The following is a 14625-nucleotide window of genomic DNA, read 5'->3' as shown; positions in this document are numbered from 1 at the left end:
CTAGAAATTGCGGGTTCCGTCTGGTTGGTACTTGTATCGGAAGGTTGAGCGGGTTTTGGCAGCGCCGAGATCGGTGTAGGAGACCACCTCCAGCAGGGCGTACTTGCCGTTCAGCAATTGGAACGCAAAGGTGTTGCCGATGTTGTCGCCGACGATGAAGCCGGTAAGGCCGGTTCCGTCTGAAACGACATAGCCGCTTGCGGGGGCCGAGGTCACCGTATTGATGCCGACCGCCCCCAGGTTCTGGATTCCGATGCCGCTCTTGATGAACATGAGGTTGATTTCCAGATTGATGTCACCGGTCCACATGTTCGTCACTTCCTGTGAACTGAAGAGGAATCCCGGCTGAATGCACGAGTCCTCGGGGCAACTGTTACTGAGAGTGAAACTGCCCGCCTCTACCGTATCAGCTGTCGTTTGCACCACGCCGCCATTGTCGATGGTCGTGATGGCCTCGGTGAACGGCTGGGTGATAACGTCGCCGCTGCTGGTCACGACGATCACCGGTTCGTTCGTGCCGGTGTTGACCGTGCCCGTGGCCACGTTGGAGGCATCGGAGAGGCCGAAGATGAGAGGATTTTTCATGCTGAACACCAGCGGCCCCTTTTCCCCGAGGCTGAAGATGAACTCACTGGAACCCTTGTCGGAGAGGGTCTGGCCGCTCCGGGTAGAGGTCAACTTGCGGCTGAAGGTGAAGCCGGCGTAGATCTTGCCGTTGGCGGCGGTTACGTTGTTCAGGGTGTAGCTCAGATCGATGTTGTCGAAAGCGGTGAAATCCCGGCGGATGGCCCGGTCGAGCACGGCGGGGTCCGCGGCGAAATCCTCGCTGACAAGGGCCATGAAGCGGGCCGGGTCTTCGGCCCGGTAGGCCGCAACCAGCTCATCAAGGGCCTGGCGGATGAGGGCCGAGATGTTCCGGTCGGAGATGACGATCTCCTTGCGGGTGGCATCCACGTCGTTGGTCTTGCCGGTGGTGTCGATGATCTTGACGTAGAGCACGTAGGATGCGCCCGTTTCAGGGCGGAAGGCATATTCGAAGCTGCCGTCGGAGGTCTTGCGGGCCTTTTCCCAGCGTTCCCTGTTGGTGGTGCTGACCTGCACCGAGCCCACTGCCGACGAACTGGTGGCGGCCTTGCCCCGCAGGACCACCTGGCCGTTGTCCAGAGTCTCCCGGTAGATGGTGACCTTGTCACCCAGCTCGTCGTAGGAGATGCCGTTCAGATAAAGGTAGCGGGTGGAGATCTCATTCTCCGCCTGCCCGAAGATCCACCATTTGGCATGACCGGTGGCGGGCAGCAGGGCCAGCATGGTCAGAATGACAAAGAATCGTACTGCGTTCATGGATTCCTCCTGAATCGGTAAGGGTATCTGCTCGTTCAGTGCAGCCCGAACAGCGGCGGGCCGTTCTGGCTGTAGAGCCTGTAGGTGCCGTTTTCACGGATGAACACCAGGGATGTTTCCCTGGTTTCGTTCATGGTTCTGGCGGTCTTGACGTCAGTCCAGGACCGGGTGAAGGTGATGGCCGCAAAGGCCTTGCCGCCATCGTCGAGGGTAATGTTGTTGACGGTGTAGCGGATCGCCAGGTTGTGGTTGGCGCTGAAGTCTCGCCGGACGGCGGTTTCGAGAATGGCCGCCTCGCCCGTGTATCGTTCGCTCACCAACTCGGAGAAGCCGCGACTGTCTTTTGCCTCATAGGCGGCGATGAGCCGGTCGATGGTCTGCCTCACCTGCCCGTGGCTCGTCATGGCCAGGGCAGAGGGCGAATCGCCGCCTCCGCCGATCTGCAGCCCCGCGCAGGCGGGAAGAAGGGCACAGGCGAGCAGCAGGAAGAGTCCGGCGCTATAGGCTTTCATAGTGAACCTCCCGAGGGGCATCCGCTTGGCTGCGTACGGGCGCAGTGCAGTCAAGGATACACCATTTCCGTCAGAACTGGATGCTGATGCCCGCGGTGACGCTGGTCTCCCGGAAGTTCCGGCTGCCGGCGGCCAGGCTGGGGTCGTAGCGGAAGTCATTGACACTCGCCTTGGCGTAGAGCATCCCCTGCGCCTTGGCGAGCATTTCGGGCCGCCAGAAGACGTTCACGCCGGCGAAGGTCTTTGCCGTATCGGTGCCGGCCTCTTTGAGGAGACGGTTTTCGCCCACCCTGATGGTGGAGGTTATCTTCAGGTCGGGCACGTCCACGCCCAAGCCGGCAGAGTATTCCACAATCTGGTCGGTGTTCTCGGCCACCTCGTCGTTGTGGGTCCAGCCCCCCAGGTAGATGGAGGGCTTCAGCACGAACCGTCCCAGGGTATGCCTGCTGGAGAGGCTGGTGTTGTAGGTGAATTCCACGTCCTTGCGCTTGGCGGTGCCGTTCTGGTCGTAGACGATGATGCCGAAGGTGGAGTCGCTGTCCAGGACGCCGAAGCGGTCACGGTATCCCATGGTGATATAGTGGTCAAGGCTCCGCATCACGGGACTGTAAGCCCGGTCGAGCTTGTAGCTGATGTCGGCCACCGCGTACTGGCGCTTGAACGGTTTTTTCAGGGAGACTGCGATCTCGGGTTTGTAGTGGTCGGTGCCGTAGGCCTTCTGTCCGTCCAGGTTGTCGTGGTACCAGAGCATGGCGCTGGTGATGCTGAGATCCTTGCTGTACTTGTAGCGCCACTTGGCTTTCACCTTCTCCCGGTCGGGAGTGGCGGACCCGATGGTGGTCCTGAACTCGGGCGAGACCCGCTCGTATTCGAGCGTTACCCGGCTGGGGCCGCCGTCGCCGATGGCCACCACCTTGTGGGCATGGCCGTGGTAGGCGTCAAAGGGGGCGCCGTCGCTCGGGCTCCTGTCGCCGTTGAGCCACGAGGATTCCCCCTGGATGGTGAGCCCGGGGATCGGGCGGTATTCCCAGTCGACGGTCCAGGTCTGGTGGTTGGTCAGCTCTCCGCCCAGGACCCGTACGTGATCATTGGTCTGGACTCCGCTCAGGCCGATCCAGAAGTCCGGACCGATGTTCTGCCTGATTTTGCCGCCCGCCACCTGCCGCTCCACCGCGTCCACCCCCCAGAAGTTATCCCAGCGGGAGTAGGCGATGCCGTACAGGAGGCTCAACTGGGGAAGATAGGACTGTTCCGGGGTGAACTTGTAGGAGCCGCCCTTGACCGCAGTGTTGAGAGAGTACTGGGAGAACGCCTCGAAGGTGTCGCCCAGGGTGATCGTGTGGATCTTGTTGCTGACTCTGCCCTGGAGGTTGGTGAGAGAGAAGGTCTTCTGGTCATTGCGCCGGTCGTCGGTAGCCTTGGCTCCCACGGTCCAGTTGTAGTCGAAGTCTCCCGCCCGGCCGTTGCCGAAGAGGTTGAGAATCTCCAGGTACCGTGTTCCCTCGGTGAGGGACGACTGACTCCCGCCGGCACCCTGCACGTCATTGTAGGTAATCGAAAAGTCGTTGGAGCCGTGAATCTCGTGTTCAGCCGCCAGTGCCGCGGCCGGCGCCAGTGCCACCACTGCCAGCCACGCCGTGAGCAGCCGCAGTCGCCGGGCCTTTTTCAGTCGCTTCATTAAAACCCTCCCGATGATGTGATGTGATACGATTCAATAGATGGGTTGAACCTGGCAACGGGCGACCATCACAATCCGGCCCCCGTTCCGTGTGGGGACGCCGGCCCGTTTTCCCCTCCACAGGGCGGAGCGAGCGTCTGCGGCCAGTCGTTGCGCGGTGTGTATACGTCAGGGCTGCTCATCCTATCGGTATTTGTCGTCCGGCCAATAGTCACCCGGCTGTCAACCGGCAAAATTAATGTAGACCAAGCTGTCAACCATGCTATAGTTTTGGCTAATCGTAGTCAGATATCCTTGGTTCGGGCCCGTCCATGACCCTTACAGCATCACTTCCCTTTGTCGCCTTTGTCGTCTGGCTCCTTGCCCTCCCCATGGAGGGATTCCTGCTGGCCCACGTCGGGTCGGGCAACGCTATCCTCTTTTTTCTCATTCCCCACGTCGTTACGCTGGCAGTCATAGGCGCCGCTCTTCCGCGGCGGATGCTGCCGCCCCTGGCAGCCGTCGGCGGAGCAGCCGCCGCAGGCTCGACGCTGCTGATCGCCCAGGTCCCTGCCGGAGTCCCCTGGTTTCTGGCCACGGCCGGCGTGGGATCAGCTTTTGTTTGCGTCAAGGCGGGCAGCATCCTGAAGCGCTCTCCCACAGTAGCGGTATCGGCTGCAGTCGGCCTGGCAGCGGCCAATGTCCTGCTCTTCGTGTTCATGATCGTTCCCGTGCCCCACAGCGTGAAATTCCCGGCCGCGGCAGCCTTGCTTCTGGTTCCCACGCTGGCACGCACCGGGGCTCAGGACGAAGCCGACGGGGAATCGAACCTGGCCCCCTTTCTCCCCTTCGTGTTCGTTTTTCAGATCGTAAGTGGTCTCATGTACGGGGCCCTGTACCAGGAATATGCCGAGGCAGCCTTTCTTCCCGGGATCGAACTCGCCTTTTACGTAGTAGCCGTCCTTGTGGGGCTTATGTTCCTGCGCCGCCGGAGGGAGGGGCTTCTGGCCCTGGCTATCGTGATGGCCATGTTCGCCTTTTCCCTCGTTCTGATAGACGGGGCGGCATCGGTTAACGTGGCCCTGTTCGCCATGCAGGTGGCAGCGGGGTTCCTCGATCTCTACCTGCTGGCGCTGCTTCTTGCCCAGAGAAACAGCTGCCGTGCCTTCGGCATCGGTCTTGCGGTCACCTGCGCCGGCATAGCTGCAGGCAAGACGGCCTCGCTCCTGATCGGCGACGCCTCTCAACTGGTGGTGGCTGTAGCGAATCTCGTCCTCACTTCATCGGTTCTTGTTCTTTATCTGGTCATGCGAGGCGAACAGCACCTGGATGTGGCGGCCATTCCGGCAATCGGAGGCATGGCTGATCAGGCGGAAGCCGAGGCCGGCAACGCTGAGCCGACCTTTGAGCTGATGCTTCCGCCGGGTCTGCGCAAGCGCTTCTCCGACCAGGAAAAGTCGGTCCTCGCCTGCGTCGTCCGAGGGATGACGTTCAGGGAGGCAGCCCGGGAGCTGGGCATCTCCGAATCTTCGGTCAAGACCTACATGAAACGGATTTACGATAAGATGAGCGTGTCAGGGAAAGAGGAATTGCTGGCAAAGCTGGGGACTGACCAAGGGGAGTAAGCGAAGGAAGGCCGGGGTGGGGCGTGGGGGCCGTCCGGCGCGGATGGCCGGCTGTCTGCCCGCAATGAAAGAAAAAGTGACAGGGTTAGCGAAGGGTGAAATAGAAGGTGGCACCGTGGTCCACTGAACCCTCGGCCCAGATCCGGCCGCCATGGCGGGCGATGATGCGCTTGACCGTGGCCAGACCCACCCCTGTCCCCTCGAACTCTTCCTCCCGGTGGAGGCGCTGGAAGGGGATGAAGAGCTTGTCCGCGTAATCCATGCTGAATCCTGCGCCGTTATCGCGGACAAAAAACGTCTGATGGTCGTTTTCCCTGACCGAGCTGAACTCTACGATGGCGTGTGCTGTTCTGTTCGTGTACTTCCAGGCATTGCCGAGGAGGTTCACGAGCGCCACCCGCAACAGCAGGGGATCCCCCTGTGCCCACATGCCGCCGTCAATGTGCCATTCAATGGCCCGGGCCGGTGACGCTTTGCCCAGCTCCGTCACAATCTCCCGCGCCATCAGGCTCAGATCGACCTTTTGGCGGTCCAGATCGGCACGAGTCACCCGCGACAATTCCAGAAGGTCATCGATCAGGCTCTCCATTTTCAGGGTGGAGTGACGAAGCCGCTCCAGATAGAGCCTGTCCTCCTCGTTCAGACGCCCCTGAAGGTCTTCCAGCAGAATCCTGCTGTACCCGTCAATATGGCGCAGAGGTGCCCGGAGGTCGTGGGAGACCGAATAGCAGAAGCTCTCCAGTTCCCGATTGCTCGCCTCGAGCGCCGCCGTCCTCTCGGCGATGAGCAGTTCGAGGTTTTCGTTGATCGCCCGGGTTTCCTGTTCCGCCTGAATCCGCCTCCTGCTTTCTTCCTCATTCTGCACGGAAAAGACGAAAAACAGAAAGAAGGGGATGAAGATGATTTCCAGGTAGTCTTCGTAGCGGTCAAGGTAAGGGGTGATGCCGGCATGTTCGATGATGTTCGACAGGCCCACCAGCGTATAGAGAGACATGCAGATGGTCAGGAAGAGTTTGGGCAACCTGCCGAGAACGTTCGGGTCGGTGCGCAGGATTGCCCCTGTCGCAATGGCGAATCCGATTGCGGAAATGACGTCAAATACAACCGTCGGGGTCATGACGTCCCATTCCCTTCGGAGCTCTGTTTTCTGGATATGTGCAGGCACCCGTAGGCGAAAACTACCCCGGCCACGGCAACGGCAAGGTGCTCCAGCAGGTTGAACGCATCCGGTGCGATGAATCCTTCCACCACGGTAAACAGGTAGCTGAGCAGCAGACAGCCGTATGCAATGAGCAGGGAGCGGGGTATGCTGAGCCGCCGGGTGCCGAAACCCGCAAAGAAGATCAGGCTGATGACGCCCAGCACGAGGTTGAAAATTTCACTTTCCTGATACATTGACAGGCACTCCCTGTGCGTGTGCATTCGAAGACGGCATGTCTGCCGGATATTCCGGTTCACAGGGCCGCAGCCCCGGCAGCGTGAAGCGGAAGATCGCCATCCGGCCGGGCTCTCCCTCGGCCCAGACCCTGCCGCCGTGGCGTTCGATGATCCGCTTTACCGTGGCGAGGCCGATGCCGGTTCCCTCGAATTCTTCGTCCCGGTGCAGGCGCCGGAACGTGCCGAACATCTTGCCCGCATGGGCCATGTCGAAGCCGACGCCGTTGTCCCGCACGAAAAATACCGTTTCTCCGCCCGCTGTTTCGGAGCCGACCTCGATCAGCGCGTCCGGGGTTCCCGCAGTAAACTTCCAGGCGTTCTCCAGCAGATTTTGCAGTGCCACCCGGACCAGGACCGGATCGCCGCAGGCGGCAAGTCCCTCGTCGATCGCACAGGCTACGCTTCGTTCGGGTGAGGCGATGCGCAGGTCGGTGAGGACCTGCTGCGCTATCTTGCTGAGACTGATCTCCTCGGGGTGGGCCGCGTGGCGCGCAACCCGCGCCAGTTCCAGCAAGGCGTCGATGAGTTCACCCATCCTGACTGCCGCCCGTTCGATGCGGCCCAGGTGATGGCGGCAGGAATGGGTGATGGCGGCGCACTCCTCGCGGATGATGGCACTGTGACCGGCAATGGCCCTGAGGGGGGTCCTTAGATCGTGGGAAACCGAGTAGCAGAACCCTTCCAGTTCGCGCGTTGACGCAGCCAGCTCCGCTGTCCGTTCACTGACCCGCTGCTCAAGTTCCGTATTGAGGCGCCGGATTTCCTCCTCTACCCGCATGCGCTCGGTGATGTCCTCGCCGATGGCCGTTCCCCCGACTACCCGTCCGCTGCCGTCGCGCATAATGGTGTTGTGCCATGCGATGAGGAGTCGTTCACCGCTTTTCGTTATGATTTCATTCTGGCTGTGAAGAGGTAATTTACTTCCGGCAAGGATGTGTCGGTAGCGTTCGCTAACTCCTTCCCGTTGGTCGGCGGGGATAAACGTGTCGAACCAGTTGCCGCCGACCACCTCTTCCCGGCTCCAGCCGGTCAGGTCAAGCAGGTGACGGTTGCAGAACGTTATGGCCCCCCGGTCGTCGAGCATGACGGCGATCAGGCCGGTATTGTCGAGCATCCCCCGGAGGCGGTGCTCCGATTCCCGCCAATAGTCCTCGGCACTCTTGATCCGCGCCAGCAGGGGCGAAAGGCCGGCAACGGCGGCAACAAAGAGCAAAGAGATGAACAGGCCGATGACTTCGTTAACCAGGAGTGGAGGGACGGTTGGGGGGGTGGCATACAAATGGTAGAGGGACAGCGATCGCCGGCCGACCATGAGAAGCGAAGCCAGGGCAAGGAGCGTCCACGCGAAAGCCCCGCCGGTTACCCGAATCAGCCGGAGGGCGAGAATGGCAGCCACAAGCTGCAGAACAAGCGAAAGCGCAATGATGCCGAATATCATGGGCGCCCCGGAGAGTTGGCAGTAGTTTGATTTTGCCAACAAAAAGTATATCCCAATCGCACTTGTCCCGCCAGAAAGAACTTTACGTTCGTTTCATCTTGAAGGTTGTGGGTGAATTTTGAGCCAGGAGAAGTGTCAGGAGGTTGCCTACCGGTAGGTAAATTGTTCTTGACAGATGTATCCGGTTAGAGTACCTACCGGTAGGTAGTATTTTGGGGCCCGGGAGGAAATATTCAATGGCAGAACGGGACAAGAGACGGACCGACCACGGAGATTCGGCGGTGCGGAGACGTTTGCTGGCGGCGGCGACGGAGCTTTTTACCGTAAAGGGATACGCGGCCACGTCGGTACGGGAGATCGTTGAGGCGGCAGGCGTTTCCAAGCCGGTCCTCTATTACTGGTTTGGCAACAAGGAAGGCATCTATCTGGAGCTGATGACCGAGCCGTTCGGCCGTTTTACCGCACTGCTGGAAGAGTACCTGGGCGCTGCCGGAAGCCCGTGCGGCCGGCTCGTGGATCTGCTCGACCATACGCTCATGCTCGTTCAGGAGAACCTGGGCGGCACGAGGCTCATGTACTCCATTTACTACGGGCCGCCCCAGGGCGCTCCCTTTATCGACTTCGAGGGCTACCACCGCCATTTCCAGGATGCCATTCGGAAGCTGGTTTCCGAAGGCATGGAGGGGGGTGCGCTGCGTTCGGAAAACGTGGACGACGTGATGTGGATTCTGCTCGGAGTCTTCAATGTTGCCCTGGAGGAGCAGTTGTGCGGGCGCCCGGACCGTCCGCCCGGCATTGACCGGGAGGGGGTGAGGCGTATGTTGACTCTTGTCCTGAGCGGATTTGCGGCCCGGACGGCCGACGAGGTGGAACGATGACAGTCAAATGGTTGGTGTGCGTACTTGGCGGGGTGCTTCTGGCAGGCGGGCTTGCGGGATGTTCGAAGGATGGCGAGGCACAGAACGCTCGGGTGGAAAAGCCGGCGCTGGCGGTGGAAACGGTTCCCGTGACCGCCCGCGATCTGGCGGAGGGAATCGAGGTTACCGGAAGCCTTGAGCCAAAATTTTCGGCCGACGTCAAAACTCAGATCCCCGGACTGGTAAAGCAGGTCTACGTTACGGAGTGGGTGCGGGTCCGCAAGGGGGCTCCCCTGGCGCGCATCGATACTGCCGAGCCGGAGGCCCTGACCAAGAGGGCGGAGGCGTCGGTGGAATCTGCCCGGGCCGCGCTGGCCCAGGCCCAGGTAAGTGCCAACAGGGCCGAGCGGGAACTTGCGCGGATCATCAAGCTGAAGGAGTCGGGGCTTGCCACCCAGCAGTCGGTGGACGATGCCCGCACCGAATCGGCCGCGGCCCAGGCCAGGATCGATGCCGCCCAGGCCCAGATCCGGGTGACCCAGGAAGAGCTCCGGCAGGCGCGGGCCCGTCTGGCCAAAGGGCTCGTGGTATCTCCGCTGGACGGAGTGGTGGCCCTGCGGGACGTAAACGTGGGAGACCTGGCCGGCGACGCGGCAACGGGCAAGCCGATCTTCCGTATCGTGGACAACAGGGTGCTCAACCTGACCGTTACCATCCCGTCGGCCGACTCGGCGCGTGTCAAGGTCGGCCAGCCCCTGGAGTTTTCCGTGGATGCCCTGCCGGGGAGAATATTCACGGGCACGGTCATGTTCATCAATCCCGAACTCTCTGCCGAGGACCGCTCGCTGCGGGTCATCGCAGAGGTCCGCAATGACGGGGAACTCCTCAAGGGGGGGCTCTTCGCCAAGGGGAGAATTCTTGTGGGCCGGCGGCCGGCGGTCGTTCAGGTGCCGAGAGGCTCCCTGGCCGCCTGGGATACCGCCTCGAAGAAGGCGAGCATCTTCGTCGTTGCCGGCAACGTGGCGAAGATGAAGCAGGTGGAAACCGGGGTGGTGATCGGGGACGGAGTGGAGATCGTCAAGGGGGTCGGCCCCGGCGAACAACTCGTGACCAGGGGAGGCTTCAACCTGAAAGATGGCGACGTCGTGACCGTCGTTGGGAAGGGCGCTGCGCAATGATCCTGTCAGACCTGTCCATCAAGCGTCCTATCTTCGCCACGGTGATGATGCTCGTGCTCGTCACGCTGGGGGCGTTTTCCTATCGGCTGCTGTCGGTGGAGATGTACCCCAACGTGGAGATGCCGGTCATCTCCATTGTCACCAAATACCCCGGCGCCTCGCCGGAGACTGTGGAGCGGGAAGTCTCCAAGCGGATCGAGGAGGCGGTCAACCAGATCGCCGGGGTGAAGCACGTGGTTTCCACGTCCCGCGAGAGCGTTTCTACGGTGGTCGTCGAGTTCCGCCTGGAAGAGCGGACCAACGAGGTGGCCCAGGAAGCCCGGGCCAAGGTGAACTCGGTCCGGGGGCAGCTTCCCGCCGGGATCGAGGACCCCATCATCCAGAAGCTCGACTTCAACGCCTTGCCGGTGGCGGCCCTGGCGATCCAGTCCAAGACCCTGTCGCAGCGTGAGCTGACGACCCTGGTGGACAAGCGGGTCAGGAAGCGCTTCGAGAGCGTGGCGGGCGTCGGCAAGGTGGAAATGGTCGGCGGCGCCAAGCGGGAGGTCAACGTTCAGGTTGATCCGGTGCGGCTGGAATCCCTCGGCCTCGGGGCGAACGACGTGGTGCGGGGGCTCCAGAACGAAAACGTGAACACTCCGCTGGGCCGCATCACGCGTGAGGGGGCGGAATACCCCCTGCGGATCGACGGCAAGCCTGATCTGGTGGGGGGTTACCGCTCTATGGTCGTCGCCCAGAAGGGGGGGCGCCCCATTACCCTCGGTGAAGTGGCCGCCATTTCCGACGGCGTGGAGGAGCGGCGTACCCTGGCGCTCGTCAACGGCGTGCCCGCCATCGGCATCGATATTTACAAACAGTCCGGGGCCAACCAGGTCCAGGTGGTGGACAACGTCAGGAAGGTCATGGAGAAAATCCGGAAGGAACTGCCTCCCGAGGTCTCGCTGACCCTGGTCCGCGACTCATCGATCATGACCCGCCAGTCCCTGGCAGATGTGGAGGAGACGCTCATCATCGGCGGCATCCTCACCGTCATCATCGTGTTCCTGTTCATCAACTCCTGGCGTTCCACGGTAATCACCGGGGTGACGCTTCCCATCTCGGTCATCTCGTCCTTCATCATCATGAACGCCATGGGCATGACCCTCAACGTGATGACCCTCATGGCCCTGTCCCTCTCTATCGGACTGCTCATCGACGACGCAATCGTGGTGCGGGAGAATATCGTCCGACACCTGGAGATGGGCAAGGATCACATGGAGGCGTCCCGCTTCGGGACCAGCGAGATCGGTCTGGCGGTGTTTGCCACGACCCTGTCGATTCTTGCGGTGTTCGTGCCCGTGGCATTCATGCGGGGCATCGTGGGCCGTTTCTTCTTCCCCTTCGGGATTACGGTTTCGTTCGCCGTGCTGGTGTCGCTCTTCGTCTCCTTCACCCTCGACCCGATGCTCTCCTCCCGCTGGCACGACCCGGCCGTTCACGCCCACGGCAAGCGCAGGGGCCTGGCTCGCTGGCTCGAATCCTTCAACGATTGGTTCGACCGTGCCGCCGACCGTTACCGCCTGGCAATAGCCTGGGCGCTCGACCATCGCCGGACGGTCATCGCCACGGCGGCCCTGACATTTTTCCTGGGCATCGCCGTCATGGGAACCCTGGAATCATCCTTCATGTCCGAAGAGGATACGAGCGAATTCCAGGTGTCCTTCAAGGCCGCGCCAAACGCCAGCATCACCGAGAGCGAGGGCCGGCTGAAGGCGATGCTGGCAGCCATCGGCGATATCCCCGAAATCAGCCATACCTATTCGACCATCGGCGCCGGCGACGGGGGAACAGTGCGCGACGGCCTTCTCTACGTGAAGCTCAGGGAGAAGAAGGAGCGCGAGCGGGGACAGTTCGAGATCGAGCGGGTGGTCAGACAGCGGCTGCAACAGATCGCCGGCATTACCTTCTCCATCGAGAAGGTGGGTAATGTGGGCGGGGCGGCCAAGCCCCTGAACGTGAACCTGAAGGGTGACGACATCGGGCTCCTGAAGTCGTACGCGGCCCAGCTCAAGGAGAAGATGTACGCGATTCCGGGGATCGTGGACGTTTCCGCGACCCTGGAGCACGACACGCCGGAATACCGGCTGCGGGTGGACCGGGAAAAGGCCCTCTCCGCCGGCGTCACCAGTAACGACGTGGTCACGGCCCTTTCGAGGCTGGTGGGTGGCGAGGCCGTGACCACCTATGAAGACGAGGATGGCGATGCCGTGGACGTGCGGGTGAGGCTGCCCGAGGTGCTGCGCCAGAATCCGGCCCAGGTGCGCGACCTGAAGATCTCGGTGCCGGACAGTGACGGCGGCACCAAGCTGATTCCCCTGGCCAGCGTCAGCACCGAGTCCGTGGCTGCCACCCCCTCCGAGGTAAACCGTCGCGATCTGTCCCGTCTGGTGACGGTTTCGGCCAACCTGGACGGGCTTCCCATCGGCACGGCGGTCAAAAAGGTGGAGGAGGTCTCCAAAACCATAGCCATGGCGCCGGGATACAGCATCGGTTTTTCGGGCGAGGCGGAAGACATGGCCGAATCGTTCGGCTACATGGGGGAATCGCTCCTGCTGGCCGTTGTCTTTGTCTTTCTGATCCTGGCCGCCCAGTTCGAATCGTTCTTCGAGCCCCTGGCGATCATGCTGTCGCTGCCGCTCTCCATCGTAGGCATGGCCGGGATGCTGAAACTGACCGGCGACACCATCAATATCATGGCGCTCATCGGCCTCATCATGCTCATGGGGCTCGTCACCAAGAACGCCATCCTGCTGGTGGACTACGCCAAGGTCCTCCGACGACGGGACGGTCTGCCGCGCCGCGAGGCGGTGATCGAGGCAGGCCGGACCAGGCTCCGTCCCATCGTCATGACGACTCTGGCCATGATCTTCGGCATGCTGCCGCTGTTTCTCGGCATCGGCGCCGGCGGCGAGGGGCGGGCTCCCATGGCCCGCGCCGTGGTGGGCGGACTCATCACGTCATCGCTTCTCACTCTGATCGTGGTTCCGGTCATGTACACCTACATGGACGACCTGGCCGTCCGGCTCAGGCGGTGGTGGCTGGGCAACGCGGAGGGAGCGCTTGCCGTCGGTCCCGCATCTGATGGGCTGGTTGCTTCGATCCTGAAAAAGGCGCGCGGGATTTCCCTGAAGAAGTTTTTCGGGGTGTTCGCCTGCCTCATAACCCTCGGCACGGGAGCTTTCTCCGCTGAGGCGGCAGATATCCGCGTCCTGACCCTCGACCAGGCCCTTGCCATGGCCGACGAGCGCAACCGCGACATTGCGAAGGCCCGGGAGTTCTTCCGGCAGGTAGAGGGGCGGTACGTGGAGGAGCGGAGCGCGGCGCTGCCCCAGTTTACCATCACCGGCTCGGCATCCTGGCTGGATGACCGCAGCCAGAAAGCCCTGGCCGGCGGCTTTATCCCCACGCGGCAGGATGTGCGCGCCGCCGGGGTGGAGCTTTCCCAGGCCCTGTACACCTGGGGCAAGGTGAGCGCCGCCATCCGGGCGGCCGATCTTGGCTTCAGGACCGCGGACGAGCAGCTCCGCACGGCGCGGCAGGATGCCCGCCGGGATGTGGCGGTCGCGTTTTACGATATTCTGCTGGCTCGCGAACAGCTTGCCATCAGCCGCCAGAACCTGGAGCAAAAAGAGCGGCACCTGGATGAGGCCCAGCGCAAGTACGCCGCCGGCGTGGCCACCGACTACGATGTGCTTGCCGCCGGCGTATCGGTGGAAAACGCGCGGCCGGAGGTCATCCGGGCCGAAAACCTGACGCGGCTGGCCACGGACCGGCTTCGTTATTTTCTGGCGCTCGACCAGGAGATCGAGGTGGAAGGAGCGCTGTCGTTCGAGCCCGCGACGGTTCCTTCCCACGCCGAGGCCCTGGCCGTGGCGCGGCGCCAGCGGCCCGAGCTCGAGGAGCTGCGCCGGCGGATCGATATGGCGGGGGAGCTGGTGGCGGTAGCCGATGCGGAGGATAAGCCGCGTCTGGACCTGAAAGCGGGTTACGGCTGGCGCCAGCTCGAAACCGGGGATGGCCGTGGCGACGGAGCTGCGTGGAACGTGGGGCTTTATCTGAGCTTTCCGGTCTTTGACGGGCTCAAGGCTCGGGGCAAGGTCGCCCAGGCGGAAAGCGAACGGCGCAGCCTCAGGATCGAGGAGGCGAAACTGATGGACTCCGTTTCCCTCGAAATACGGGATGCCGTCAACAATGTCCGGGAGGCGCGCGAAATCGTCTCGGCCCTTGAAGGGACCGTCGCCCAGGCGGAGCGGCTCCTGACCATGGCCGAGCAGGGGTTCGAGCTGGGCGTGAAAATCCGCCTTGAGGTTGACGATGCAGAGCTGAATCTCCGGCAGGCCCGGGGCAATCTGGCCAAGGCGCGCAGGGACTACCTCGTTGCCCGGGTGAACCTTGAGCGGGTCATGGGGGTCTTGGGTGAAGAGGGCGCGGACCAGAACAAGATGTAATGGATTGTTGCTAGTGTGTTACTTTGTTGGTGTGTGGGTGGTATAATAAAAACAGGAAAGAGAAGATTTGTTTCCCGGAAAGGAGGCAACGGT

10 protein-coding genes are annotated in these 14625 nt (G+C 62.1%); 4 read left to right on the top strand and 6 right to left on the bottom strand.

What is annotated here, in order from left to right:
- From GS_RS13445 to GS_RS13435, 3 genes are all read right to left on the bottom strand, one after another.
- A complete protein-coding gene (locus tag GS_RS13445; protein WP_010943311.1) occupies window positions 1–1341 on the bottom strand; it encodes a hypothetical protein in 1341 nt (446 codons plus the stop codon).
- Between the two features lie 35 nt (window positions 1342–1376).
- Window positions 1377–1853 carry a lipoprotein gene (locus tag GS_RS13440; RefSeq protein ID WP_010943310.1) on the bottom strand — a complete coding sequence of 159 codons (477 nt, stop codon included), beginning with the start codon at window positions 1851–1853 and terminating at the stop codon, window positions 1377–1379.
- Between the two features lie 70 nt (window positions 1854–1923).
- Window positions 1924–3531, bottom strand: a complete 1608-nt coding sequence (locus tag GS_RS13435; RefSeq protein WP_010943309.1) for a hypothetical protein — start codon at window positions 3529–3531, stop codon at window positions 1924–1926.
- 311 nt (window positions 3532–3842) lie between these two features.
- Here GS_RS13435 and GS_RS13430 point away from each other — a divergent pair, with 311 nt between their 5' ends.
- Window positions 3843–5135 (top strand): helix-turn-helix transcriptional regulator, encoded by a 1293-nt coding sequence (locus GS_RS13430; RefSeq protein ID WP_010943308.1) that lies wholly within the window; start codon window positions 3843–3845, stop codon window positions 5133–5135.
- Between the two features lie 85 nt (window positions 5136–5220).
- Here the strand turns inward: GS_RS13430 and GS_RS13425 are convergent, their stop codons facing one another.
- From GS_RS13425 to GS_RS13415, 3 genes are read right to left on the bottom strand one after another with little or no spacing between them, the layout of a single operon-like run.
- Window positions 5221–6252: a sensor histidine kinase gene (locus GS_RS13425; protein WP_010943307.1), complete on the bottom strand. Its 1032-nt coding sequence runs from the start codon at window positions 6250–6252 to the stop codon at window positions 5221–5223.
- A complete protein-coding gene (locus GS_RS13420) occupies window positions 6249–6530 on the bottom strand; it encodes a hypothetical protein (protein WP_010943306.1) in 282 nt (93 codons plus the stop codon). Before GS_RS13420 ends, GS_RS13425 begins: the two co-directional genes overlap by 4 nt.
- On the bottom strand, window positions 6514–8010 hold the full coding sequence (locus GS_RS13415) for a sensor histidine kinase (RefSeq protein ID WP_235044900.1): 1497 nt from the start codon (window positions 8008–8010) through the stop codon (window positions 6514–6516). Before GS_RS13415 ends, GS_RS13420 begins: the two co-directional genes overlap by 17 nt.
- 236 nt (window positions 8011–8246) lie before the next feature.
- Here GS_RS13415 and GS_RS13410 point away from each other — a divergent pair, with 236 nt between their 5' ends.
- The 3 genes from GS_RS13410 to GS_RS13400 are packed head-to-tail and all read left to right on the top strand — an operon-like array spanning window position 8247 to window position 14532.
- Window positions 8247–8888, top strand: a complete 642-nt coding sequence (locus GS_RS13410; protein ID WP_010943304.1) for a TetR/AcrR family transcriptional regulator — start codon at window positions 8247–8249, stop codon at window positions 8886–8888.
- Window positions 8885–10045 (top strand): efflux RND transporter periplasmic adaptor subunit, encoded by a 1161-nt coding sequence (locus GS_RS13405; protein ID WP_010943303.1) that lies wholly within the window; start codon window positions 8885–8887, stop codon window positions 10043–10045. The genes GS_RS13410 and GS_RS13405 overlap by 4 nt, the downstream gene beginning before the upstream one ends.
- On the top strand, window positions 10042–14532 hold the full coding sequence (locus GS_RS13400; protein WP_010943302.1) for an efflux RND transporter permease subunit: 4491 nt from the start codon (window positions 10042–10044) through the stop codon (window positions 14530–14532). The genes GS_RS13405 and GS_RS13400 overlap by 4 nt, the downstream gene beginning before the upstream one ends.
- Window positions 14533–14625: the final 93 nt, after the last annotated feature.

Source organism: Geobacter sulfurreducens PCA (assembly GCF_000007985.2).
In the GTDB taxonomy this organism is placed as follows: domain Bacteria; phylum Desulfobacterota; class Desulfuromonadia; order Geobacterales; family Geobacteraceae; genus Geobacter; species Geobacter sulfurreducens.
Note: the sequence above shows the minus strand (reverse complement) of the source record. Positions and strands in the feature narration are given on the sequence as shown.

Excerpts from the sequence above, each read along its gene's own strand:
- GS_RS13425 (WP_010943307.1), bottom strand. The coding sequence starts at position 6,252 with ATGACCCCGACGGTTGTATTTGACGTCATTTCCGCAATCGGATTCGCC.
- GS_RS13445 (WP_010943311.1), bottom strand. The coding sequence starts at position 1,341 with ATGAACGCAGTACGATTCTTTGTCATTCTGACCATGCTGGCCCTGCTG.
- GS_RS13440 (WP_010943310.1), bottom strand. The coding sequence starts at position 1,853 with ATGAAAGCCTATAGCGCCGGACTCTTCCTGCTGCTCGCCTGTGCCCTT.
- GS_RS13405 (WP_010943303.1), top strand. The coding sequence starts at position 8,885 with ATGACAGTCAAATGGTTGGTGTGCGTACTTGGCGGGGTGCTTCTGGCA.
- GS_RS13415 (WP_235044900.1), bottom strand. The coding sequence starts at position 8,010 with ATGATATTCGGCATCATTGCGCTTTCGCTTGTTCTGCAGCTTGTGGCT.
- GS_RS13435 (WP_010943309.1), bottom strand. The coding sequence starts at position 3,531 with ATGAAGCGACTGAAAAAGGCCCGGCGACTGCGGCTGCTCACGGCGTGG.
- GS_RS13420 (WP_010943306.1), bottom strand. The coding sequence starts at position 6,530 with ATGTATCAGGAAAGTGAAATTTTCAACCTCGTGCTGGGCGTCATCAGC.
- GS_RS13400 (WP_010943302.1), top strand. The coding sequence starts at position 10,042 with ATGATCCTGTCAGACCTGTCCATCAAGCGTCCTATCTTCGCCACGGTG.
- GS_RS13430 (WP_010943308.1), top strand. The coding sequence starts at position 3,843 with ATGACCCTTACAGCATCACTTCCCTTTGTCGCCTTTGTCGTCTGGCTC.
- GS_RS13410 (WP_010943304.1), top strand. The coding sequence starts at position 8,247 with ATGGCAGAACGGGACAAGAGACGGACCGACCACGGAGATTCGGCGGTG.